Raw genomic sequence first — 23,782 nt, 5'->3', positions numbered from 1 at the left:
ATGAAAAAGAATTCATTACAAGCACGTATTTTTAGATTTGGAGCTTTATTCGTTTCGTTAGTGGCAATAGTTATTGGAATATCCTTTTACTTTATCATTTCGCATGCGATTGAAAGACAAATAGGGGAGAGAGCACTTAGCATTGCAATTACTACAGCAGAACGACAAGATATTATTGCTGGTTTTCAATCGGAGAATCCTACTGAAGTTCTTCAGCCGATTGCAACATCTATCGAGAAGAGGATAGGTGCGGAATATGTAGTTATTGGCAATAAAGAAGGAATCCGCTATGCCCATCCTGTGAAGGAAAGAATTGGGCAAAAAATGGTCGGAGATGATAATGAGCAAGCACTAATTTATGGGAAATCTTATATATCAGAAGCTACTGGTTCGTTGGGAACAGCATTAAGAGGGAAAGCACCTGTTTTCGATGAAAGTGGAGAAATCATAGGGGTTATTTCTGTTGGCTTTTTAAAGGATAATATTGCATTGATTTTCATGCAGTATGTGGATAATATTGCATATATCGTTGTAATAGCAATTTTAATAGGAACTGTTGGTTCTAGCATATTAGCACGCAATATTAAAAAAGAAATATTTAATCTCGAGCCTTCAGAAATTGCGAGTTTATTTACAGAGCGTAATGCATTAATTGAATCAGTACGGGAAGGGATTATTATGGTCGATGCAAATGGTGTGATTACGATGGTCAACTTAGCAGCACACGAAATATTATCGTTACCAGAGCAGACAGAGCTAGTTGGTCGTAGTATTTGGGAAGTGATACCAAATACTAATCTACCCCAAGTTATGGAGTCTGGAGAAAATCAGTTTGACCGTCCTATGGAGATTCGAGGGAAGAAAGCGATTGTCAACCGTATTCCGATTCGAGTGGGAGACAATATTGTGGGAGCCGTCTCGAGTTTTCGCCTCCAGTCCGATATTGATCGGTTAGCAGAAGAGCTATCGCAAGTGAAGCGATATACAGAGGCTTTACGTGCACAGACACATGAATATAACAACTTTTTATATACCATTTCAGGCCTTATTCAACTAAATTCTTATGAGGAAGCACTGAGTTTAATTCATGTAGAGACAGCCGAACACCAGTCATTAATTCAATTCATGACGAAACATTTACAGGATCCATTCCTTGGTGGGATTGTTATTGGCTTATTAAATCGTGCAAAGGAATTAAAGGTGCGGTTTGTTTTAGATGAAGACAGTTACTTAGAAAAGCTGCCAAAACACTTACAAAAACACCTCTTTGTTTCGATTATCGGAAACTTAGTAACGAATGGTTTTGAAGCTGTTGAGGGTTTACTAGAAGATGAACGAATTGTCCGAGTGTTCATATTAGATAATGGAGAAGAAATTTTAATTGAAGTAGAAGATTCAGGAAAAGGGATAGAAGAGGGAGTACTAAATGATATTTGGAAGGAAGGAGTTTCTACGAAGAAAGAGGAAAATCGCGGATATGGTTTGGTGAAGGTAAAGGAAAATGTGAATGATTTGGGCGGTTCTATTGCTTTAGAAAGAGGCGATCTTGGAGGAGCATTGTTTATCGTTTCGATTCCAAAAGGGGGTTATTTACATGACAAACCAAATTGAAATATTAATAGTGGAAGATGACAAAAGAATATCAGATATCCATCGACGATTTATAGAAAAATTAGAGGAATTCCAGGTCATTGGTTCTGCGTTTACAGGAGATGAAGCGAAGGATTGGATCATTTCTTATAAGCCAGATTTGGTTTTACTAGATGTGTATTTACCAGATGTTTTAGGTACTGACTTGTTAGCTTTTATTCAAGAGCATAGTCCAGATACAGATATTATTTTCATCACTGCTGCAGCAGAGGCGGATATTGTAAAAAAAGCATTTCGTGGTGGTGTAGCAGATTATATTCTGAAGCCATTAACATTTGAAAAGTTCAAGGAAAGTCTTTTAGCTTATAAAGAAAAAAGAAATATTCTCACTGGCAAAGGCAATGTCCACGAAGAACTGATCAAGTCTCTTTGGAACAATAAAGTGACGCATACACAGCATTTAGAATCTATACCACCAAAAGGAATCGATCCAATTACGAAAGAAAAAATCGTAAATCAAATTAAAACAATCAAGGAAGGGATTACAGCGGAATCTCTTGGTTTACAAGTAGGTGTGAGCAGATCCACTGCCAGACGTTATTTAGAATACCTCGTCTCGGAAAAGATTGTTTATGCAGAGCTTATATACGGAACTGTTGGTAGACCAGAGCGAAGATACTTTATCCATTCGTCGTGAACAATATGAACAAAATGAACTAAATAGCCTTTATCCAACTTATCACCAAAAGCATTGAATTTGCGTAATGTTTTGATAAATTAGAAACAAGCGAATGAAAACGCTAACAAAAAGGGGTTAAGGGGGATTTAAAATGAAAATGTGGAATAAATTATCATCTGTTGCTTTAGTTGCTTCATTAGCAATTGGATTAGCAGCTTGTTCATCCGATGAAGGTGCAAGCAGTAGTAGTAGTACTGGAAGTAAAAGCACTGCATCTGATTACCCAAAGAATAATATTACACTAGTTGCTCCATCGGGTGCTGGTGGTGGATGGGATTTAACTGCTAGAGCAATTGCTAAAACGATGAATGATACAAAATTGATCGAAAAACCAATCACAGTTGAAAATAAACCAGGTGGCGGCGGAGCAGTTTACATGGCGGAATTTGCAACGAAAGAAGCAAAGAACGATTATGTGTTGATGGTAAAATCACCACCGATTCTTATTAATAACAACAAAGCGGAAGGAAACAGTCCTTACGGCTACAAAGATACAACACCATTAGCTCAACTAACTCGTGACTACGGTGCTATTGTAGTAAAAAATGATTCAGCTTTTAAAACACTACAAGACGTTTTAGATGCGATTAAAGCTGATCCAAAGGCATTAACACTAGCGGGTGGTTCAGCACCTGGATCAATGGACCATTTAGTAGGAGTTTTACCAGCATTTAAAGCTGGAGTAGATCCGAAAACAGTTAAGTATGTATCGTATGATGGTGGTGGAGAAGCTGTTGCAGCTCTACTTGGTGGGAATGCGGACGTAATTGCGACGGATGCATCTACGATTGCTACTTATGTAAAATCAGGCGATGTACGCGTGCTTGCAGTTAGCTCTACTGAGCGTTTAGAAGGTGATTTAGCTGACGTACCAACATTTAAAGAGTCTGGTATTGATGCAGAATTTACTATTTGGCGTGGTCTTTTCGGACCGAAGGAAATGTCAGAGGACGCTAAAAACTATTGGTCTGAAAAACTAGGAAAAATGGTAGAAACAGAAGAGTGGAAAGCTGAGCTAACGAAAAATGGTTGGGCTAGTGAATACCGTAACGCAGAAGACTTTACTACTTATTTAGAAGATCAAGATAAAGTGATTGTTGAATTATTAACAGCACTTGGCATGCAAAAATAAAAAGAATTGGCGGCCATAGTTGCCGCCTTTTCTAATAGTAAGGAGATGTACGATGAATAAAAGATTTGATCAAATAGCAGGAATAGCCTTTTTATTAATAGGAATTCTATTTTTTGTAGAGAGTCAACGAATTTCAGATAGTGCATATGGGTCAACGGTAGGACCGAAAATATTTCCAATGTGGCTTGGTATTATTTTAGTAGCACTGAGTATTCGCCTTTTATATGAAACTTTTAAATATAAAACGGAAGATTCAAAGAAAGAGAAATTGCAGTATAAGAAGTTCATTATCATTTTTGGGAGCGCAGTACTATATGCATTTTTCTTAGAGAAAGTTGGCTATGTCGTATCCACTTTTCTATTTTTATTAATCGCTTTTCAAACGATGGAACGAGGAAAAACAATTCCTTCCTTAGTTATAGCAGCAGTCTTTTCGTTTGGCGTTTATTATTTATTTTCGGAGCTTCTTGGCGGTTCATTGCCAGGATTCCCACTTTTTTAAGGAAGGAGGAGTTAAGGAATGGATACATTAAATTTCCTAGCAGATGGATTTGCAATAGCCTTTCAGTGGCATAATATATTATTCGCATTGGTCGGTGTTATAATCGGTACGGCGGTAGGTGTACTACCAGGAATTGGTCCGATGAGTGGGGTTGCACTTTTAATACCAGTAACAGCGACGATTACATCAGGAATGCCGACTGAAGCAGCTGCAGCAAGTTCAATTATATTATTAGCAGGAGTATATTACGGAGCAATGTACGGAGGTTCTACAACTTCTATTTTATTAAATACACCAGGAGAATCCTCTTCTGTTGTGACGACCTTAGACGGTTATCAAATGGCGAAACAAGGTCGAGCTGGAGCAGCTTTGGCTATATCGGCAATTGGGTCGTTTTTTGCAGGGATTATTTCGTTAATAGGACTTGTTCTATTAGCTGAGCCACTCTCGAATGTTGCGGTAAAATTTGGACCAGCAGAATATTTTTCATTGATGTTATTAGGATTAGCAGCAGTGAGCGGATTAGCTGGAAAATCGATGACAAAGGCCTTAATGATGACCGTTTTCGGACTTATGCTAGGAACAGTAGGAATTGACGGGGTTTCTGGAATTGCCCGCTTTACATATGATCTTCCAATTTTATATTCAGGATTCGAATTTTTAACAATCGCAGTTGGATTATTTGCCCTCGGAGAAGTATTTAAAACAATATTAGAGCGGGATGAAGAGACAGGAGCAATTGCGAAAATACATCGAATATTACCAACGAAGCAAGATATGAAGGATAGTGCTGTTCCTATTGCGCGTGGTTCGATTTTAGGATTCTTTATCGGTGTTTTACCGGGTGCTGGTGCTACACTTGCCTCATTCTTCTCTTACATCGCAGAGAAAAAATTCAGTAAAACTCCTGAGAAATTTGGAACTGGCCATATCGCTGGGGTAGCTGGGCCAGAGTCAGCAAATAATGCAGCATCAGGTGGTGCTATGATTCCACTTTTAACGTTAGGAATACCTGGATCAGGTACAACTGCAATACTTATGGGTGCACTGATTATGTACAACATTCAACCGGGTCCACTTCTATTTGATGACCATCCAGAAGTTGCCTGGGGTCTTATTGCAAGTATGTTCATCGGAAACTTAATGCTACTTTTGCTAAATATGCCATTAGTACGCGTCTTTGCAAAAATAATTGAGACACCGAAAAAATATCTAATACCGATGATTGTTGCTATCTCATTCTTCGGTGTTTACGCAGTACAATATACTACCTTTGACTTGTTCATATTGTTGGTCTGTGGGGTTCTTGGTTATCTACTTTCGAAGAACGATTACCCAGTAGCTCCTCTAGTGCTGGCACTTGTACTTGGACCAATGATTGAAAACAACATGCGCCGTGCTTTAACGATTTCAAATGGGGATTTTAGTATTTTCTTTACGAAACCATTGTCTCTAGTTTTTATTATTATAGCTGCAGCATGGTTGTTAGTTCCTTTATTACTCAAGCTTAGGGGAAGAAAAGTTATTATAAATGAAGAAGGTTAATAGGGATGCAGACTCCGCTTGTGAGAGTCTGCATTTTTTTTAAAACTATTGTGTCCGGAATTGTTGATACCGATAAATAGAAGTACCTGGCGCGTAGAAAGTGAGGGTATAAAGGAAAGCAGGGCAAATTTGTGAGGGAAAAATATAAACAACCAAGCTTACTAACACAAATAAGCGGGTTTATTTCAATTGTGGTTATTTTGACGGCGTTTTCTGTAAGCATTATTTTTTCTTCCATGATAGAAAATATTACAGAAAAATCGTTGGGGAATCAGGCAATGACTGTAGCAAAGATGGTTGCTCAAAAAGAAGAAATTATTGAGGCATTCGATGAGCCAAACCCTTCTCTGACTATCCAGCCTATCGCAGAGGAGATTCGTAAATCAACTGGGGCCGGCTACGTGGTAATTGGAAATAAAGAAAATATTCGATACTCCCATCATTTGAGTAAAAATATTGGTGAAACGATGGGGACAAGTAATCGTAAAGTGTTCGAAGAGGGAGCTTCTATTATATATGAAGGAACCGGGATTTCAGGCTCAGCTATTAAAGCAAAAACACCAATTTATGATAGGGATAAAAATATTATAGGTGTTTCCTCCGTTGGTTTTTTAAACACTGAAGCAGAGGAAAGAGTGAAAGAATACCGTTCCAAATTATTTGGATTTTTAATATTTATTGTATTAGGTGGTTTTACGGGAGCTGTCATTATTGCAAAAAGAGTTAAAAAACTAATTTTCAATCTGGAGCCAGAAGAGATTTCATTTTTATTTAAAGAAAAAGAGGCAACAATTGAATTCATACGCGATGCGACAATTGCAGTAAACAAACGATATGAATTAACCTCTATGAATAAGCGAGCGCGAGAAATGCTGAGCGATGATCAAATAGAAACAGGTGGGAAAATTGTTAACATCCGATTAATCAAAATGATTGATTCAATTATTCAAACAAAACAAAGCTTAATCAATCAAAATTTTCTATTTGGGCATCAGCTATATATGGTAGATGCAGCTCCAATTTTGCTGAATGAACAGGCAAGCGGGGCTGTATTAACGATTAGGCCTGCATCGGAGATTGAAGAAATAAAAGATGAACTGTCAACAATAAAGGGTATATCTGACAATATGCGTGCTCAAAATCATGAATACTTAAATAAGCTTAATACAATCTATGGACTAATAACTCTAGGGGAGTATGAAGAAGTAAGAGAACTTATTTCTGATGAGGTAAGAGAGAGGCAGGATATAGTTATTTTCCTATCTGCTTCTGTGAAAGACCCTTATATAGCCGCTTGTCTTCTTGGAAAAATTAATAGGTCAAAAGAGTTAAAGGTTGAATTTGAAATTGATAAAAACAGCAATTTTAAACAAATTCCCTCTTCATTAAATACAAAATTACTATTAACTGTACTTGGAAATTTAATAGATAATGCAATGGAATCAGCAAGCAAAGCCAAAGGTGATAAAGCGTATGTAAAAGTCTCATTTACCGACTTTGGAAGCGACATCATTTTTGATATAGAAGATAATGGGAAAGGTGTTCCAGAAGAATGGCAGGAGAAGATTTTCACAGAGGGTTTTACCACAAAAGAGGGGGAGAATCACGGTCTTGGACTTGCGATTGTAAAAAATACAATAGACCTCCTTCAAGGGGAGATTTATATAACTACTAGTGATTCAGGTGGAGCACGATTTACCATTTCTATACCTAAAAAGTGAGAGGGTGAGGTTATATGTTAAAACAAACGATTCAAGTGATGATTATTGAAGACGATGAGACAGCAACAAAAATTTATGAAAGATTTACTCAAAAAGTCGAGGGTTTTCAAGTTGTAGCTACTACTAGCTCGGGGAAACAGGCATTAGAGCTACTTAATGTATTTACCCCAGACCTCATTTTACTAGATGTATTTCTTCCAGATATAAAAGGAACCGATCTATTATGGGAGATTAGAAAAAAGTTTAGAAATGTTGACGTGATTATGATTACCGCCGCAAATGATGTTTATACCGTAAGAGAAGCTATAAGGGGTGGCGCATTCAGTTACTTGATGAAGCCAATCATGCTGGATAAGTTCATGGAAACACTTGAGCATTATAAAAAAACGAGGATAAAATTGTTTAGTTTAGTAACAGTACAACAAGATGATGTGAATAATTTTTTCAGAATGAAGAAAAGTGAAGAACCCATTTTGGGTGAAACTAAAACAGGTGCCTTGCCAAAAGGCATAGATAAGCATACCTTAAAAAAAATCACACAGAAATTAAAGGAAACGAATGCTAGCACGAATGCGGAAGAACTGGCAAAAAACCTCGGCGCGAGTCACTCTACTGTCAGACGTTATCTGGAGTATTTAGTTTCCAATAATGAAGTAGAAGTCGAAGTTATGTTTGGAACAATTGGTCGTCCCGAGCGAAGGTATCGTAAAAAGTAACATAGACGCTTGCGCTTTTCTTAAAAGGTAAGAAAGTATATAATCTTTCGTTCCAGGTGGTCGCTTTCCGCGGGGTGAGCGATGAACCATCACCGCCGCTAAGCGTCCGTTGTGATGTCTCATCTGTCTCACTAATGTCGAAGATAATAGCTGCAGATTGGATTTAGCACGGCTCTGTTCGCTTTCCGTGGGCGAGCGCCGAGCCTCCTCACTTCGTTGCGGGGTCTCGTCTGTCTCGCTTTCCCACAGGAGTCTCACGCCGCCGCGCTAAATCCTATAGTTTGTAGTATAGCAACATCAAATATTTATCATGACTAAATTCAGCAATAGGGTTTTTCAGTGGTCTCTCACTAATCCCGCTGGAGTCGCCACCTTCCACTACAATCCAGTAAATGTTTTTCAAATCAATCATAAAAGAAAGGACAACTAAAAGATAAAGATTTATATAGTTTTTGAGTGCATAAAGTCACTGATACTTTGAAGGGTAGGAAAATGCAGTGGATTTTATACTAGGTAAGGTAGAGGAGATAGACCTGTTAGCTTACAAGAATCTTTAAGAAGAGCACTACTGTTAATTTTCTTCTACTGATAAAAGAGTATGTGGTCAAAAGTTAGTATCTATATAGAGGAGCGCAAGAGCACCCGAAATTGCATCTTCGGGTGCTTACTTTATGAGTTGGAAAGCATCTTTTCACTCATTATCCCAAAAAAACCTTAACCTTATTCGTACTGTTAAAGGAGGGCGATGGACGGACAAACGCCATAAGATTACCGAGAAAAGAAAGGCTGGTCGTGACGTCAGTCACGACCAGCCTTTCTATCAATCGGTAATGATATAGCAATAAGTCTGTCCAAAGTCCTCCCGAAAACATACAAAACAGGTTTTGTAATTAGATGGCGCTTGCGCTTTTTTTATTTTTTTACTGCTAACGCCATCCATTCATCAATTGTAATCGATTGAATACTGTCGTTTGAGGTCTGAATTGAAAAATAGTTACTGATACTGTCGTTGGCAAGGAGAAGATGCGAGTCAACTTTTTTAACTTGTTCCTCAGACGTCGTTGTCCGTCTTACCCAATCAGGATAATCAAAAGTTTTCTTTCGTGCTTCAGCCTTTAACAAAGTTAAATCAGCTTGTTCAAACCATGTTTTCCATTCGTTTATAGAGTAGCTACGGTTATGGCTTTCATCACGTAATTTTTCGAGATGGTTAACGAATTCGTCTAATTCCTTTTCCTCAGGCGCAATGTTGTCAATAAGTAAAAACTTTCCACCATGTTTTAATACTCTTGCCACTTCTTTTACAAATATATCAGGATGAGGGAAATGGTGAGGTGCAATCCTACAAGTGACTGCGTCAAACGTATTTTCTAAAAACGGTAGGGATTCTGCATCTGCAATTACATAAGAAATATTTGACTCTGTCTGATCTAAATGGCGCTTTGCTGCCTCAAGCATTTGATACGTTAAATCGGTGGCAAAAACTTGAGATGCATGTGGTGCTAACGCTTTAACCACATGCCCCCCACCTGTTGCGATATCGAGTACAATTGAATTAGTTGGAAGATCCAACCAACTAGGTAGAAGGCTTAAATCAGATCCTTTTGCATGTGTGCTACTTGTTACATATTTTTCCGCGTTTTTACTAAATACCTCTTGAACTTTATTTTTGATCGGTTCCACTTGTTTGGCCATCTACAAAATCTCCTTTTTTAAATAGATGTTACGCTTGGCAATTAGAAAAGGGAAGAGGTACACCTTCTTCCCATATGAAATGATGAACTTACTTGGTAGATGCAAAAGAAAAGTTATTTTTGCATATCTAGTGATTCAAGTATTTCTTGTACTAAAACTTCTTGTTCTTCTAAGAATGTTTTGAATTCTTCTGTGTTTTTATAGCCATCTTCCCAGCCATTTGTTTCAAGAACTTCATTCCACTCTTTTGTTTTTATTAATTCGGTTAATGTTTTGTTCCAGTAGTCTACAGCATATTGCGGCATATCTTTTGGTCCGAAAAGGCCACGCCAAATTGTAAATTCTGCATCAATTCCAGCTTCTTTATATGTCGGTATTTCCGAATAAGTCCCTGTCAATCTTTCTGGAGAAGAAACACCAAGTACACGTACTTTTCCTGCTTTTAAAAATTCTCCAGTACCAGAAATATCAGTAGCAAGAACATCGGCATTTCCACCAATTAGAGCAGTCATTGCTTCGCCACCACCATCATAGGAGACAAATTTAATTTTAGTAACATCGACATCCGCTTTTACAGCAGGAAGCATGGCTACTAGATGATCCTGAGATCCAGGTGCAGAGCCCCCAGCCAAGACCAGTGATCCAGGATCTTTTTTTAAATCATCAAATAGAGACTTTAAATCTGTATATTTAGAATCGATTGGAACAACAATGGCACCATAATCTTTTGTAAGTTGTGCTAAAGGTGTTAAGTCTTTATAAGAATATGGACTGTTTCCTTCTCTTTTCAAGTTATTTATGAGTAAAGGAACAGAAGGAAGATACAAGCGATAAGGGTCTGTAGAATCCTGACTTATAAAATCAGCAAGTCCGACAGCTTGACCGCCCCCGGGTTTGTTTTCGACCGTCAATGATTCTTTCGTTAATCCTGTCTCCATTAATGCTTTCGATAAAGATCGGGCAGTTGTATCAAGACCACCGCCTGCACCCGATGGAGCAACTATGGTTAATGGTTTTTCGGGATAGTTATTTCCTTCACTTTTCTTTGTAGACGTTTCTGAACTTCCACATGCTACAAGGCTAAGCGATAATATACTGCCTGCAAACAATATTCCTAATTTTTTGAAATTTGTATTCACAATTTCCCTCCTCAAAGTTGGTAGCGCTTTCATTTCGAATTGTAGCATTCCTACAAATATGTGAACAGTTTATTAACGTTTATCTTATAAATACATATAACTATCATTATTTTCATATTTTTCACAGAAAAGATTTGTGAAAAATAATTAAATTCCTTTGTCAGAAACAAATCAATTGATTAAACTAACATGAAATTTTCTAACTTTTAATTTTGTAGGTAAATAGATTAGATTTCAAGAGCTTCTGGGGAATGGAATTTTTAAGAGAGTTTTCGAATATGGTTTATATAACGAGGAGCGGACAGGAATTCATTCAGTCTGCTCTTATATCATAATGGGGTTGGATGATGACTGAGAGGTATGTTGAAGTAGATCCTGGTGTAGAATTATTTGTTCAAGATGTAGGAAGCGGGGACTCGATTGTTTTCATCCCTGGCTTTACATTTACAACTGAAGTGTTTACCCATCAAGTCGAACATTTCTCCAAAACAAATAGAGTAATTGGTGTCGACCCAAGAAGTCATGGTCGTTCATCTATTACACTAGAAGGAAATGACTATATAACACATGGAACGGACTTGGCAAGGGTAATTGATCTATTAGAACTAAAGGACGTAACGTTGGTAGGCTGGTCGTTTGGTTGCTTAACTGTATGGGAGTATCTTAAACAGAACGGCTATGACAAAGTAAAATCATTAATTTTCATTGACATGTCACCAAAGGCGTTGTCGACAAACCATAAGGAAGATTGGGTAGAAGGTCCTCTCAATGACATTGGAGCGATCTATAACACCTATTTACGCAATCCGGCAGGTCAACGGGAATTTATCAAGGCTTATACAACAAGTGTTATGGTGCAACGTGATGTAACAGAGGATGAGTTGAACTGGCTGGTGGGGCAATCTTTAAAAACACCATATTATATTGCAGCGAATCTATTTGCTTCAGGAATGTTCTCTGATTATCGAGAAGAAGCGAAGGAAGCGAGTGAAACTGTACCAACAATGACGATCGTTGCAGATCATTGGGCTGATACAGCGACTACCTTCACGCAAAAGGTTTCGCCAAAATCCTCCATTGAAGTACTAGGTGGTCACCTAATGTTCTGGGAGCATAGTAAGAAATTTAACAAACTGGTAGAACAGTTTTTGTCTGTTGAAAACTAATAATGAATATATTAGAAAGCTTATCAGTTTAATGGATAAGCTTTTTTAAGTTATTAATTATCCTACTTAACCTTCGCTAACGCATTTATGAAATCTCAATAGCATTAAAGTAGACATTACGCAACTATCGTAATTGTGGAATAATGCAAACAGTGAAGGGATAAAAAACGACCGTTTAGGAGGATTTATGACCGTTCAACTTATTTATAATAAACATACACATTATTCTAAAGTGTTGAGTAATGATACAATTCAGAAAATATTAGTGATTGTTTAGCATTTTTAGGTTCCATATAATCAAATCAAAGAGAAATGTAAGCGCTTATTTTTCCTTTTTCTAAATAAAATAATAGAATGGGAGATTAAGGAAAATGGGAAGATTAAATAGTAAAGTAGCAATTATTACAGGTGCAGCAAGAGGTATGGGAGAATCCCACGCTCGTGTCTTTATTGAAGAAGGAGCAAAAGTAATTTTAACAGATATAAATGAAGAAGCTGGATCAGCCCTTGCGAAAGAACTAGGAGCAAATGCATTGTTTGTAAAGCATGATGCAACTAGTGCAGAATCTTGGAAAAAGGTTTTAGAAGAAGGGAAAGCTGCATTTGGAGATATAACTATATTGGTAAATAACGCTGGCGTTTTAGGACCAATAGCAAAAACTGCAGAATTAGATGAACAAGAATATTTAAAAGTATGTTCCATTAACCAACATAGTATTTTCCTTGGTATGAAAACAGTAATCCCCTCTATGCTTGAAGCAGGAATAGGATCGATCGTAAATATTTCATCTATTGCTGGTATTGTAGCGAATTATGGTTTCCCAAGTATTGCTTACGTTTCAAGTAAAGCAGCAGTAAGAGGTATGACAAAAGGAACTGCAATTGAATATGGAGCAAATAATATTCGTGTCAATTCTGTTCACCCTGGATTTATCAATACTCCAATGATGGTAGAAGCAACAGATGAGTCTGGTGGAGATGCATTAAGAGATATTCCATTAGGTCGTTTAGCTGAAGCAAGAGAAGTGTCTAATTTAGTTTTATTCTTAGCTTCTGATGAATCTTCTTATATTACAGGTGCTGAACATTTAGTTGACGCCGGTATGCTGGCACATTAATAAATATAATATTAATCACCAAAAAACAAAGTCTATTCAAGGATAGTAAAATCCTTGAAGGACTTTTTTTTCGCGCTCATTTTCTTGCCGTATCTGTACGAATTAATTATAGTTTTAATCAAGTACCAGAATAGGATGAGGGGTAAAGTGATTACTGACATGGAAAAAGATAAAAGGGTGAGAAGAAGCAGAAGACTCATAAAAGAAGCATTTATATCTTTAATTACTGTTAAAGGATATAAGAGTGTGACAGTAAAAGATATAATTAATAAAGCAGATTATAATAGGACTACTTTTTATGCTCATTTTAGTAGTAAGGAAGAGTTAACAGAAGTATTAGTTACCGAGATGGTTGCTGGACTGGAAGAAGCACTACTCATACCATATAATGAGAAGAATTTATTACAGTTTGGCTCCCTTAAACCCTCTTCGTTGAGGCTTTTTGAATATATTATTGAAAATTCTAGTTTCTTTAATTTGTTATTGAAAGATGATACTATTCCCAATCTCCAAAATAAAGTTATCGACATGATTTTTAACCTATTTAAAGATGAAATAACTTTTTTAAGTGATCAAAATTCAGAAGCTAATACAGAAAACTTTGCGACTTATCGAACGCATGGTATTTTTGGAATTATTTTAACGTGGATAAAATCCGGATACATACAATCACCTGAGGAACTTTCCAAAGAACTGATTGTTATTCTTAATTCTTATACACATGGTGTACGTAAAAATAAGTAGTTTTTGTAATTTTAGTTTCTGACCGTACAAATGCAAATATGACCGGATAGAAAAAATTGTGACCGTATAAACGAAATTCTGACCGCATAAAAATATTTCTGTCCGGATAAAAAATTTTCTGACCGTTCACCTCTATTCACAATATTTTATTGACTTCAAAGTAGAAGAGACACAAACTATGGATAAAGAACAAGGGGGCAGTGGAATGAAGAAACTTCTATTAACAGGCTTTGAACCATTTTTATCTTTTACAGTAAATCCAACTATGAAAATAGTTGAAGAATTAAGTGGACAGCAAATTGGAGTCTACGAGGTTTTCGGCAGAGTGCTAACTGTGGATTTTGCTTCTTCAGGAAAAGAGCTACTTTCGCATATAGAAGATATCAAGCCAGATGCAGTCATTTCATTGGGACTAGCTGGGGGAAGATACAAAATCACTCCGGAACGAATCGCTATCAATGTGAAGGATGGAGCAGCCGACAACGAAGGGCATATTCCAATCGACGAATCTATTCATACAGAAGGAGAACCCGGCTACTTTTCAACGTTGCCTATTCGCCAAATGGTTAACAAGCTGATCGAAGAAGGGTTTCCTGCATCCATATCCAACACAGCAGGCACATATCTTTGCAACAATGTTATGTACGAAGCACTACATTATGCAAATACTCATAAGTTCAACATGCCCGCAGGGTTTATTCACATACCTGCATCTCATGAACTTGCAATTCAACATGGGAAAATCCCGAGCTGGTCCCATGCAGATTTGAAAAGAAGTGTGGAGATTTGTATCCAAGTTCTTGGAGAAACGAAACTCTAAATTGACAGAATACTTAATTGTTATCTATGATGAATATGCAATGAAAATAATTTTTCACTGAAATTGAAAGTAAAATTTATTAATTAATAAATACAGGGGAGTGTAGAAAATGATTTCTAAAGTAGGCCAAATTATGCTTTATGTAAATAACCAAGAGGAATCAATTAAATTCTGGACAGAAAAAGTAGGATTCAGTGTCATTTCAGAAGAAGGCGATGGCCAAGGAATGCGATGGATTGAAGTAGCACCAAGTACTAACGCAGAAACAAGCATCGTACTTCACGATAAGGAACAAGTTGCGAAAATGTCGCCAGGAATAAACCTAGGAACACCTTCCTTAATGTTCTACACAGAAGAAAATCTTGAACATTTATATAATGACTTTAAGGAAAAACAAATAACCGTAGGGGAACTTATAACAATTCCTTCTGGGAGAGTATTTAACTTTGCGGACGATGAAGACAATTACTTTGCGATATTGGAGAAAAAGTAATATCGTACAAAAATAGGAGCACCTAACTCTATTGAACTGCCCCGTAAATGTTAGACACTAAACTAACATTTGCGGGGTGTTTTTTATGGCTAGATTTACAGCCGAAGAAAAATACTGGAAAAATATTAAAGGGGAACACTTAAATGTCAATTATAACTATTGAAAAGGCAACCATTGCTGATGCTGAAAAACTAACTGAAATTAAGAAAAGGACTTTTGATGAAGAAGCGAAAAAGTGGCTTCCAAATCAAGATAGTGTAATTGATTACAATATCCAGCCACCAGGATATGCCTCAATTGAGATGACTAAGTACATGATTAGAGAATTGGATTATTTTAAAGTTTTAAATGATAAAGAAGTTGTCGGTGGAATTATAGTAACTATTTCTGGCAAAACATATGGAAGAATAGACCGTATTTTCGTTGACCCTAACTATCAAGGAAAAGGAATAGGTTCTAAAGTATTAAATTTAATAGAATTTGAGTTTCCTAATGTGAGAAATTGGGATCTTGAGACATCTAGTAGACAAATTAATAATCATTATTTTTATGAAAAGATGGGTTATAGAACAACCTATGAAACTGAAGACGAATATGCTTATCTGAAGAGGATAGACTCTTCATCAGAAAAAGAAAACCTAGTTGAAAATAAAAACATTTCTAGTGTCCAATACGAGAATTGCGATATGGCAAAAATGGAATGTTATCGAGTAAATTTAGAAGGAAGTTCATACAGTAACAGTAATCTAATGAATATTCATATTAGCAATTGTAATCTTAGTCACTCCAAGTTCCAAAATATAAATCTTAGAAATTCACTATATGCCGATTTAAATCTTTCTAATAGTGAAATGGTATTAGTAACTTTAGGAGGGGTTAGTTTCATAGATACAAATCTTGGAGAAGAAAGTAAGCCAATTTCATTTGAAAGATGTGATCTTGAAGGAAGTAAAATCAGTAACAGTAATCTTAGAAATGTAGTGATACAAAAGAGCGATATGACTGGTATGAAAATTGATAATATTCCAGTAGAAGAACTACTTGAAGCGTACTATCAATTAAATAAAAAATAATAAAATAGAGTTCCTTTATCAAAGGAAGCTACATTATGAAAGAGCAAAAATAAAAACCGAATAATTATTGCACTTGTATGTAGTTTACTTATTTTTGCTATTACTGGGTTAATTGGAATTATTGCAAACGGTGTAATCCTTGGAAAGTCACAAGCAATCAAACAATAGTGTAATGAGTCATTAAAAAACGTGGACGGTTAATTTTGAACTGGCACCTCTTATTAAACTAGCGAATGCTAATTTTACGGAACTTATTCAACTTAAGGGCAAGTAGTCCAAGAAGGAAAATCTTGTTTTATATAGAAATTAGGTATATGTCTATATTGAAAAAGAGGAGATAAAAAAGATGGAATATAAAGTGAAAACTTATGGAGATGCCATAGAAGTAATAGAAGAGATTGGTATACTCCCTCTTGCCCCTTTAATACCTGATTTCCCTTCTTTAAATACCATAACTTTACCAGAGTATTGGCATTCCGAAACAGAGTTTGATCCTTGGATTTGGAGGACAAAATTCTCAACTGACGGGGTTGCGGGATACGGTAAATTTATTAAGAAAAAATCGATATTAGTTTCACGTCATCTTCTTCCATATGTAAAAAGGGTCTTAGGTTATGATGAGTCTGTTGAGCAGCGCTATTTTAATGGGAACATATCAAAAGAAGCAGTTGAAATATACAAAATAATTAACGAACTAGAAGGGATAGACACTAGGGCGTTAAGAATAAAAGCAGGACTAAAAGAAAGTAATAAAAAAAAGATATTTGAGAACGCGTTATTAGAATTGCAAGGATCAATGGATATTGTAATTTCAGGCATACAGGAGAAAAGAAATGAAGACGGTGGCAAGAACGGGTGGAGCAGTACAGCTTTTGAGACTTATGATTCTTGGGCTTTTAGAAATAAAATAGACATTATAAATACGGACAAAGAAGAATCAAGGAAATATCTTATATCCTTTTTTTCAAATGTTTGCAGCATTGAATCGCTAAAGAAACTTGAAAAAATATTTGCATAGTAAAGTAAAGAACTGTAGTGAATTAGTTTGGAGCTATTTTTTCAATTTGTTCCTAGTAACAAAATAACCATCTATCTTTTTTGATAGATGGTCATTATAGATGTAAAAAAATTGTTTTTCTTAAATTCTACGTGTTTCAGGAATAATAAAGTTGTTGCATTTCGGAAGGCGGATCGTCAAGAATCGCCTCCATATCCATTTATTCTTGATTAAACCACAGTTGATCTTTGTCATCAACGTCGCCATTATAATTGATTAGAATTTCATCTCCTGCTTTTATATCTGTGTATGCATAAAAGTCAAATGTGTGGTTCTTAAAATTTATCTCATAAGTTGCATTAGGTTCATAAGAATGGTTAAACAACATTCCATAACCAAGAAGGATAGCAGATCGACCTATCCCATACTCAAAAGCGTAATCACCGAGTAAGGTTTGCTCAATGTATTGATGCTGTTCGTTTGGATAAGAAATGACAGGTGCTTCATGTAAAAGCTCTCCTTTTTTGATATCACATGTAGCAAATACTCCTCTATTGAATTCTCCATCACTTAATGGAGATGTTTTTACTTCAATCATGTTTGTTCGCCTACTCACTTTTTAAAAATTTTCTTTCTAACTGTAACATTAATTTGAACATTATGCTCTTTTTATATTTGTCTGTTTAATAACGAATTTCCAATTTTAAAAATAAATGGAGGTCAAAAAATGTTATTATTATGGCAACTTTCATTATTTGTTTCCATCCTTGCTTTAATAGTTGGTATTTTAAAAAAGTCGTGGGTATTCTTATTAATTAGCACGATTACATTCATACCGATAGCTTATTATTTTTCAGGGACAAATAATGCTTGGAAATATGTTGGTTTGACTCCAATTATACTGTTTGTTCTAACGATATTAATTTGGTTCATAAGTAAGAAAAAATTGAGGTAAAAGACTATTTTCAACGTCGGGGGTGCTTAGTTTGAATAATTACAATGAAACGCCTGAAGAAAAAAGAGAACGATTAAGACAAAATGAATTAAAAAATAATCCCACTGGTTCTATAAACGATGCATTCAATAGAGGAAATAATGGGAATTTAACTGATTTATCAGGTGGTATGGGATGGAAAGGTACTGGGATATTAATTGTTATTTTAATAGTTGGATATGTTTTATATAAACTGTTTTTTTAAAATTTTACTTAACTATTTTCAACTAAAGGAGCAGGTAAGTTGAAGAAAGAACATTGAGGTAAATATAGAATACATAGTTTTAAAAGGGGGATTCTTTTGAACAGAAACATAAGTTTAATTTTAGGTTCTACGTTCATATTGACAAGTGGTATAATTTTTACAATCGAAAGGTTAACTGCATATGTTTATTGGTTTGCACAAACGAATACGGGGGAGTATCCAACGGTTCCAGAAATACCATTGTTTGATAATTTATTTACTGGACTCTTTTTTGTAATTGGAATTGCGTTGTTAGTCATTGCTTTTAAGAAGGAAAAATCTTAATTACTTTAGTAAAGTTGAGCTGATTGGAAGGCTCTTTCTTACAATTAGTCGTTCAAAACATGATTAAAAAGCGACAATTTGGTGGAAATCACTTCGTTGAGTACTACGATAAATTAAAAACGCAACCCTATGTCTGTTGTTGTCAAACCTTGTCTGCTGATCGAAAATTTGAAGAGGAGTGTTCCTTGATGACAAATAGTAAAATGAATCCTAAGGTTGATGAATTTTTAAGTAAAGCTAAAAAGTGGAAGGCAGAATATGAGAAGTTGAGAAATATCGTTCTTGACTGTGAGCTGACCGAAGAATTTAAGTGGATGCATCCTTGTTACACGTTTGAGAAAAAAAACATAGTTTTAATACATGGATTTAAAGAATATTGTGCGCTTCTGTTTCACAAAGGTGTCTTGATAAAGGATGTCCACGGGATTCTAATCCAACAAACGGAGAATGTACAGGCGGCGCGCCAGATTCGGTTTACCAATGTTGAAGAAATAGTTGAAATGGAAAACATCTTGAAAACCTATATTTATGAAGCCATTGAAGTTGAAAAAACCGGTTTGGAAGTGAATTTTAAAAAGAACACTGAATTCATAATTCCTGAAGAACTTCAAAATAAATTCGATGAAAACTCTGCCTTGAAAACTGCTTTTGAAGCGTTGACACCGGGAAGACAAAGAGCATATATTCTTTACTTTTCGGGGCCAAAACAATCCAAAACTCGACAGTCAAGGGTTGAAAAGTGCATACAGAAAATTCTCAATGGAAAGGGATTAAATGATTAGTATATTCGATAAGAAAATAATTTAATGAAATTTTAAGATATTCCCTCACTTTGCGTTCATTCGAACTTCTTTTTGGATCGCAGGTAACACTCAAGAAAATAAATTAAAATGGAAAAAAATGTTCCGTAATTGTACCTTTTCGTAGACCTTTTTCCATTGCTTTCGGCTAAAATAAATGCACCAGTTGTCATTGGGGAGTATTAGTTGAAGATGGACCACTAAAAAGTGTTTAAACTTTAAAAAAACGAACGAATTCCAAATTAAGAAGGCATTTTGAACAAGCTTTTTCAAAATGGCTTCTTTTTGTTTATCGTAAAATATGATTTTGCGAAGAGAATTGCTGCTCCTCAGAATATATAAAACATTAATCTATCAATCATGGTAAAATATACTATATAAATGTAAAAAATTTAATGGATGGAGAATGAATGAATGAAATCAATCAAAATGATAGCAGGATTCTTAACTTGTTTAATGCTCTTGGGATGGTCTAATGAAGAAGCTTTTGCTGAGTCAACATGGGCATCTAAATGTTTATCATATGGTGAAATTAAGCCAAACCAAAATCCCACTTTTCAGAATATGAACTGCTTACTTACGAATGCGGCTTTAGAAGCAAAAATCCCTCCCGAAGTTGTAAAAGCTGTCGCTTCTAGAGAAAATGGGGCTTGGAAACAGTTTGATGAGAATGGCCAACCTATAATCTCAAAAGATAATGGGATCGGCCTTATGCAAATTACCAATCAACCAGACTATGATCAAGAGAAATTGAAATACGATATCAACTACAATATTAAGGCAGGCGTCGAAATCCTTAGCAGTATGTATCAAAATCGTACAGATCTGCCTAAAATAAAAGGGAAAGGACCCGAAGTAATCGAAAATTGGTACTTCCCTGTCATGGCTTATAATGGTACAAAGCCTGTTAACAGTCCTCTATACCAGTCCAATGGATTGAAGAATACAGTGGCCTATCAAGAAAAAGTCTTTGCGTTTATTGAAAAAGATAGTTACATGAACGGAACGAAATTAGGGCAGTTTCCTTTCAATACAGCAGACTTTGAATATGACCCTAACAGCAGTGAGAATATTGTATTCAAAAAGATGGAATATACATTAACTGATAAGCTCCATACCTCTGCGTATAATTTTCAAAAAGGAGACAAGGTATTGATAACAGGAGACGCTGTAAATTTAAGGTCAAAACCTAGTGCTTCTTCAGTTAAAAAATCCTTATCCAAAAATACTACATTGATTATTGAAGGAAATTTTGTTTATGACGAATCTTTGACAAGTGTAAACCAATTTGTATGGTACCCAGTTAAAACGGAGGATCAAAAGTTAGCAGGTTATGTTTCCTCTGCTTACATTACGAAAAATGTACCCGCTGTAAAAGTTATGTGGGGAAAAACAGAACTAAGATTAGGGCAAATAGGTAAAGTTACTATTCTATCTAATACAAACTTAGTCAAAATGGAGAGCAACGGTTCATTGACTACTGTCCGTCCTTTGAAAAAAGGCGAAGAATACCGAGTTTATAGTTATAAGAGTAATCATGGCGGATTATATGGTGTGGGGGGTGGAAGTTACGTTCAAAAGTCCACAAAAGTAAAATACGAAACACCATCTAAAAGCAAGCTAGCATTACTTGCACAATAACAAAGCACCAATAGTAAATTCAACTTCAGATACCGTGAAAATGGATTTGCAATTGCACCGAAATGCATAAAGTCTATCCGAACGGCTTAATGTTCTCCTGTACTGTTTTAATTGGAGATATGAATTATAAGAAGTCACTAAAAGAGTTGCTTAGACAACTCTTTTTTTCTGGGTTAGTTTAATAGGATATTTTTATTTGGGTGAAGCCCGCCATTGGTAAAAAGCTGGGCAGGAAGGTTAGTTCAATAAGGTTAATGGTAAAATTAGGGGTATAGAAGTTAAAGGAGGCTTGAGCAATGTTTGGTGAAGATTTTTATGAGCAAGTACAAAAGAAACAATTATCTTTTTTGATGATAAGTATTATAGGGATTGTTTTTATTACAGGTATCACATTTACTTTTGTAATACCTGGTTTAAAAGGATTCAAAATGTTTTTCTTATTTATTGCACTATTATTCTATTTTGTAGTTGCGAATATATTTGTAGGATTATTTAAAGAAAAACAATCACTGGTTTTTATAGTCAGCTTAATCTTTAGTGCTTTAGGAATGGGATGGCGTTTATGGCTTGAATGGGGAGAATTTAGCTTAGTTGAACATATGAATCCAGTTGTGCAAATAGGTTACCCTTGTATTGTCGCATTTATTATTTTATTAATATTTCTTTTCTCTGCTAAATTTAAATTTCAAAAATAATAATTAGAGATAAATAAAATGGGTAGTTCTTAATTTGTTCGATGGATGTTCGATGAATTCAAATAGTTTGTGAAGAATTAGTTTGGTAATTCACATCTATAAACGTTGGAGTGATCTTTAAATAGGCTGGAATTATCAAACCCATATTCATTTAAGTAAATAATTGAACTTCTGTTACTCTTCTTTTTTTAGATTTAAAAATTTACTAATTGCATCTACAAATTCATTTTTTGGATATTTTATATATAAATCGCTTGATAATCGAATCGGATCACCAAAAAAGTATCGCTCATATTGGGTTTGTCTTGTTCCAAATGAACTCATTGTTAAATCCCAAGCTAAACGAAATATTTTTACACGTTCCTCTGCGGTCTTAGTTGATCCTTGAAGATAAAGATCTAAGTCATTTCTAATAATAGAATGAAATGCTTTTTCGGTTGGCAATGTAATCATTCCACTAGCTCCGATTAACTGGATAATTTCCGTGAAACGAGGATAAATCTTAGGGAAAATGTTACCAGCGACTTGAAGCGGGAAAAGTTCTGGCCGCATATATCCCCATTCATCTAATTTTGCGTTATTCTCAGATTTTTCTAACAAGGCTTTCATCGTTTCTAGACCAATGATGATTTCTGACATTTTTTCTTGAATATGTTGATATCCACTAATATTAATCGTTTCGATAAGAAGCTCAGCAATACCTAAGACGAACTCTGTCTTTACAATTTGTCTAGTCAATACTTGGTGCTTAGCAAAGGGGTGGAAAGAGCTTTGAATTGGGAATTCTTCGGCTATTTCCGCATTATTGTAATAAAATACCCTATTCCAAGGTACTAATACATTGTCAAAGACAACGATAGAATCCATTTCTTCGAACCGAGAGCTTAATGGATGATTAAAAGAAGATTGTCCCCCAATGAATGTATCCCTACAAATAAACTTTATTCCTTTAGTGTTAGAAGGGATCGAAAAAGCAAAAGCTTCATCCTCATTAAATAGAAATTTACCAACGCTAAATACTAATACTTCATCTGTTAATCCGCCTTGTGTAGCAAGAAGACGGGCACCTTTAATGATGATTCCTTCTTCATTTTTATCAATAACTTTTGCGGCGATTGGCTCATCTGAATTTTCTATGTAGATATAAGAACGATTCACCTGTGGAGAAATAAAGGTATGTGTAAACGACAGGTCATTTTCCCTTGCCAATTCATAAAATGCATGCAGATTATTTGGAAAGCATTTGTCCTTATTTTTTAACAAGGATACAGAAGAGGCAAAGCTCATTAAAACTGTGTTCAAATAATCTGGGCTTCTTCCCATGATACCCCCTGAATACCTAGCCCAATGTTCACTCATCTTTCTTCTTCTGAGTAAGTCCTCTTTCGTTTTTGGTTGCAAATAGGAAAGGCCAATTAGTTCTCCTGATACTGGGGAAATAAAAGTCATCTCATCTTTTATTTTTGGGTCATGTTGCAAATCATAAAGAGCCGCTTTTGACTGAATTAGCCCTTTGAAGGCGGGGTGTTCAGAGAGTAACCCCTCAATTTTTTCACCGTCGTACCAAATTTCATTATTTAGCTGATTTAATCGCTTAATATAATCTTTTCCATTAATAGCACCCATGTTTCACCCTCCAATTAAAATCGATATTTTTTAAAAATATTCGATTATAGCTGTTTTCCAAGTTAGGTCGTTCAATATTTTATTACTACTAAAATTAATTTATGTAACTCGAGCATGCTAATATTACTTCTTTATCTCCCATGAAAATTAAATTTTCGTTTTAAAGAAAATGACAATTTGAAATCAGAAGCAGCTATTTGGTGCAGCATTGATTTTGTGCTGCATGAATGGCTAAAGGGTAGGGTTGAACATGTTCTCCCTTATTCTGGTAAAATAAGAGTTAATATTGAAGGTCAAGAGGAGGCAT

Annotated in this window: 24 protein-coding genes; 20 read left to right on the top strand and 4 right to left on the bottom strand. The window is 35.5% G+C overall.

Going from position 1 to position 23,782, the window contains the following annotated elements; all coding sequences use genetic code 11:
• The 7 genes from WAX74_RS10855 to WAX74_RS10825 all read left to right on the top strand — a co-directional run bounded on the left by WAX74_RS10855 (position 1) and on the right by WAX74_RS10825 (position 7,945).
• On the top strand, positions 1-1,611 hold the full coding sequence (locus tag WAX74_RS10855; RefSeq protein WP_336497679.1) for a sensor histidine kinase: 1,611 nt from the start codon (positions 1-3) through the stop codon (positions 1,609-1,611).
• A complete protein-coding gene (locus WAX74_RS10850; RefSeq protein ID WP_336497678.1) occupies positions 1,595-2,287 on the top strand; it encodes a response regulator in 693 nt (230 codons plus the stop codon). The genes WAX74_RS10855 and WAX74_RS10850 overlap by 17 nt, the downstream gene beginning before the upstream one ends.
• A 139-nt stretch (positions 2,288-2,426) precedes the next feature.
• Positions 2,427-3,461 carry a tripartite tricarboxylate transporter substrate binding protein gene (locus WAX74_RS10845; protein WP_413788956.1) on the top strand — a complete coding sequence of 345 codons (1,035 nt, stop codon included), beginning with the start codon at positions 2,427-2,429 and terminating at the stop codon, positions 3,459-3,461.
• A 52-nt stretch (positions 3,462-3,513) separates the two neighbouring features.
• Positions 3,514-3,963 (top strand): tripartite tricarboxylate transporter TctB family protein, encoded by a 450-nt coding sequence (locus WAX74_RS10840; RefSeq protein ID WP_336497676.1) that lies wholly within the window; start codon positions 3,514-3,516, stop codon positions 3,961-3,963.
• A gap of 18 nt (positions 3,964-3,981) precedes the next feature.
• On the top strand, positions 3,982-5,508 hold the full coding sequence (locus tag WAX74_RS10835; protein WP_336497675.1) for a tripartite tricarboxylate transporter permease: 1,527 nt from the start codon (positions 3,982-3,984) through the stop codon (positions 5,506-5,508).
• 131 nt (positions 5,509-5,639) lie between these two features.
• Positions 5,640-7,229 carry a sensor histidine kinase gene (locus WAX74_RS10830; protein WP_336497674.1) on the top strand — a complete coding sequence of 530 codons (1,590 nt, stop codon included), beginning with the start codon at positions 5,640-5,642 and terminating at the stop codon, positions 7,227-7,229.
• A gap of 14 nt (positions 7,230-7,243) precedes the next feature.
• Positions 7,244-7,945, top strand: a complete 702-nt coding sequence (locus WAX74_RS10825) for a response regulator (protein WP_336497673.1) — start codon at positions 7,244-7,246, stop codon at positions 7,943-7,945.
• Between the two features lie 912 nt (positions 7,946-8,857).
• On the opposite strand, the gene WAX74_RS10820 is transcribed toward WAX74_RS10825, so the two are convergent.
• Together WAX74_RS10820 and WAX74_RS10815 are read right to left on the bottom strand one after the other, a co-directional pair.
• A complete protein-coding gene (locus WAX74_RS10820) occupies positions 8,858-9,640 on the bottom strand; it encodes a class I SAM-dependent methyltransferase (protein WP_336497672.1) in 783 nt (260 codons plus the stop codon).
• Positions 9,641-9,753: 113 nt separating this feature from the next.
• Positions 9,754-10,779: a tripartite tricarboxylate transporter substrate binding protein gene (locus WAX74_RS10815; RefSeq protein WP_336497671.1), complete on the bottom strand. Its 1,026-nt coding sequence runs from the start codon at positions 10,777-10,779 to the stop codon at positions 9,754-9,756.
• 344 nt (positions 10,780-11,123) lie between these two features.
• Here WAX74_RS10815 and WAX74_RS10810 point away from each other — a divergent pair, with 344 nt between their 5' ends.
• The 7 genes from WAX74_RS10810 to WAX74_RS10780 all read left to right on the top strand — a co-directional run bounded on the left by WAX74_RS10810 (position 11,124) and on the right by WAX74_RS10780 (position 17,211).
• A complete protein-coding gene (locus tag WAX74_RS10810) occupies positions 11,124-11,945 on the top strand; it encodes an alpha/beta fold hydrolase (protein ID WP_336497670.1) in 822 nt (273 codons plus the stop codon).
• 371 nt (positions 11,946-12,316) lie between these two features.
• Entirely contained in the window at positions 12,317-13,063 is a 747-nt protein-coding gene (locus tag WAX74_RS10805; protein WP_336497669.1) for an SDR family NAD(P)-dependent oxidoreductase, read from the top strand.
• A 159-nt stretch (positions 13,064-13,222) separates the two neighbouring features.
• Positions 13,223-13,807 (top strand): TetR/AcrR family transcriptional regulator, encoded by a 585-nt coding sequence (locus WAX74_RS10800; protein ID WP_336497668.1) that lies wholly within the window; start codon positions 13,223-13,225, stop codon positions 13,805-13,807.
• A gap of 205 nt (positions 13,808-14,012) precedes the next feature.
• Entirely contained in the window at positions 14,013-14,627 is a 615-nt protein-coding gene (pcp, locus tag WAX74_RS10795; RefSeq protein WP_336497667.1) for a pyroglutamyl-peptidase I, read from the top strand.
• Between the two features lie 109 nt (positions 14,628-14,736).
• Entirely contained in the window at positions 14,737-15,120 is a 384-nt protein-coding gene (locus WAX74_RS10790) for a VOC family protein (RefSeq protein WP_336497666.1), read from the top strand.
• A gap of 143 nt (positions 15,121-15,263) precedes the next feature.
• The gene (locus tag WAX74_RS10785; RefSeq protein WP_336497665.1) at positions 15,264-16,193 is read left to right on the top strand and encodes a GNAT family N-acetyltransferase; all 930 of its coding nucleotides are present in this window, start codon (positions 15,264-15,266) and stop codon (positions 16,191-16,193) included.
• A 346-nt stretch (positions 16,194-16,539) separates the two neighbouring features.
• Positions 16,540-17,211, top strand: coding sequence for an AlkZ-related protein (locus WAX74_RS10780; protein ID WP_336497664.1), 672 nt, complete (start codon positions 16,540-16,542; stop codon positions 17,209-17,211).
• A gap of 199 nt (positions 17,212-17,410) precedes the next feature.
• On the opposite strand, the gene WAX74_RS10775 is transcribed toward WAX74_RS10780, so the two are convergent.
• A complete protein-coding gene (locus tag WAX74_RS10775) occupies positions 17,411-17,788 on the bottom strand; it encodes an SET domain-containing protein (RefSeq protein ID WP_336497663.1) in 378 nt (125 codons plus the stop codon).
• Between the two features lie 129 nt (positions 17,789-17,917).
• Between WAX74_RS10775 and WAX74_RS10770 the strand changes: the two genes are divergently transcribed.
• From WAX74_RS10770 to WAX74_RS10745, 6 genes are all read left to right on the top strand, one after another.
• Positions 17,918-18,145: a hypothetical protein gene (locus WAX74_RS10770; RefSeq protein ID WP_336497662.1), complete on the top strand. Its 228-nt coding sequence runs from the start codon at positions 17,918-17,920 to the stop codon at positions 18,143-18,145.
• A 31-nt stretch (positions 18,146-18,176) separates the two neighbouring features.
• Positions 18,177-18,389, top strand: a complete 213-nt coding sequence (locus tag WAX74_RS10765; protein ID WP_336497661.1) for a DUF6366 family protein — start codon at positions 18,177-18,179, stop codon at positions 18,387-18,389.
• A 96-nt stretch (positions 18,390-18,485) separates the two neighbouring features.
• Positions 18,486-18,713 (top strand): hypothetical protein, encoded by a 228-nt coding sequence (locus WAX74_RS10760; RefSeq protein ID WP_336497660.1) that lies wholly within the window; start codon positions 18,486-18,488, stop codon positions 18,711-18,713.
• 188 nt (positions 18,714-18,901) lie between these two features.
• The gene (locus WAX74_RS10755) at positions 18,902-19,495 is read left to right on the top strand and encodes a YdeI/OmpD-associated family protein (protein WP_336497707.1); all 594 of its coding nucleotides are present in this window, start codon (positions 18,902-18,904) and stop codon (positions 19,493-19,495) included.
• Between the two features lie 432 nt (positions 19,496-19,927).
• The gene (locus WAX74_RS10750; protein WP_336497659.1) at positions 19,928-21,154 is read left to right on the top strand and encodes a transglycosylase SLT domain-containing protein; all 1,227 of its coding nucleotides are present in this window, start codon (positions 19,928-19,930) and stop codon (positions 21,152-21,154) included.
• 296 nt (positions 21,155-21,450) lie between these two features.
• The gene (locus WAX74_RS10745; RefSeq protein ID WP_336497658.1) at positions 21,451-21,849 is read left to right on the top strand and encodes an ABC transporter permease; all 399 of its coding nucleotides are present in this window, start codon (positions 21,451-21,453) and stop codon (positions 21,847-21,849) included.
• 174 nt (positions 21,850-22,023) lie between these two features.
• On the opposite strand, the gene hpaB is transcribed toward WAX74_RS10745, so the two are convergent.
• Complete coding sequence (gene hpaB, locus WAX74_RS10740; protein ID WP_336497657.1) at positions 22,024-23,475, bottom strand: 4-hydroxyphenylacetate 3-monooxygenase, oxygenase component; 1,452 nt, start codon at positions 23,473-23,475, stop codon at positions 22,024-22,026.
• Positions 23,476-23,782 lie beyond the last annotated feature (307 nt).

The sequence above is a fragment of the Psychrobacillus mangrovi genome (genome assembly GCF_037104765.1).
Taxonomy (GTDB): domain Bacteria; phylum Bacillota; class Bacilli; order Bacillales_A; family Planococcaceae; genus Psychrobacillus; species Psychrobacillus mangrovi.
Note: the sequence above shows the minus strand (reverse complement) of the source record. Positions and strands in the feature narration are given on the sequence as shown.

Coding starts and splice junctions, on each gene's coding strand:
- WAX74_RS10855 (WP_336497679.1), top strand. CDS start 1: ATGAAAAAGAATTCATTACAAGCACGTATTTTTAGATTTGGAGCTTTA.
- WAX74_RS10850 (WP_336497678.1), top strand. CDS start 1,595: ATGACAAACCAAATTGAAATATTAATAGTGGAAGATGACAAAAGAATA.
- WAX74_RS10845 (WP_413788956.1), top strand. CDS start 2,427: ATGTGGAATAAATTATCATCTGTTGCTTTAGTTGCTTCATTAGCAATT.
- WAX74_RS10840 (WP_336497676.1), top strand. CDS start 3,514: ATGAATAAAAGATTTGATCAAATAGCAGGAATAGCCTTTTTATTAATA.
- WAX74_RS10835 (WP_336497675.1), top strand. CDS start 3,982: ATGGATACATTAAATTTCCTAGCAGATGGATTTGCAATAGCCTTTCAG.
- WAX74_RS10825 (WP_336497673.1), top strand. CDS start 7,244: ATGTTAAAACAAACGATTCAAGTGATGATTATTGAAGACGATGAGACA.
- WAX74_RS10820 (WP_336497672.1), bottom strand. CDS start 9,640: ATGGCCAAACAAGTGGAACCGATCAAAAATAAAGTTCAAGAGGTATTT.
- WAX74_RS10810 (WP_336497670.1), top strand. CDS start 11,124: ATGATGACTGAGAGGTATGTTGAAGTAGATCCTGGTGTAGAATTATTT.
- WAX74_RS10805 (WP_336497669.1), top strand. CDS start 12,317: ATGGGAAGATTAAATAGTAAAGTAGCAATTATTACAGGTGCAGCAAGA.
- WAX74_RS10800 (WP_336497668.1), top strand. CDS start 13,223: ATGGAAAAAGATAAAAGGGTGAGAAGAAGCAGAAGACTCATAAAAGAA.
- pcp (WP_336497667.1), top strand. CDS start 14,013: ATGAAGAAACTTCTATTAACAGGCTTTGAACCATTTTTATCTTTTACA.
- WAX74_RS10790 (WP_336497666.1), top strand. CDS start 14,737: ATGATTTCTAAAGTAGGCCAAATTATGCTTTATGTAAATAACCAAGAG.
- WAX74_RS10785 (WP_336497665.1), top strand. CDS start 15,264: ATGTCAATTATAACTATTGAAAAGGCAACCATTGCTGATGCTGAAAAA.
- WAX74_RS10780 (WP_336497664.1), top strand. CDS start 16,540: ATGGAATATAAAGTGAAAACTTATGGAGATGCCATAGAAGTAATAGAA.
- WAX74_RS10775 (WP_336497663.1), bottom strand. CDS start 17,788: ATGATTGAAGTAAAAACATCTCCATTAAGTGATGGAGAATTCAATAGA.
- WAX74_RS10770 (WP_336497662.1), top strand. CDS start 17,918: ATGTTATTATTATGGCAACTTTCATTATTTGTTTCCATCCTTGCTTTA.
- WAX74_RS10755 (WP_336497707.1), top strand. CDS start 18,902: ATGACAAATAGTAAAATGAATCCTAAGGTTGATGAATTTTTAAGTAAA.
- WAX74_RS10750 (WP_336497659.1), top strand. CDS start 19,928: ATGAAATCAATCAAAATGATAGCAGGATTCTTAACTTGTTTAATGCTC.
- WAX74_RS10745 (WP_336497658.1), top strand. CDS start 21,451: ATGTTTGGTGAAGATTTTTATGAGCAAGTACAAAAGAAACAATTATCT.
- hpaB (WP_336497657.1), bottom strand. CDS start 23,475: ATGGGTGCTATTAATGGAAAAGATTATATTAAGCGATTAAATCAGCTA.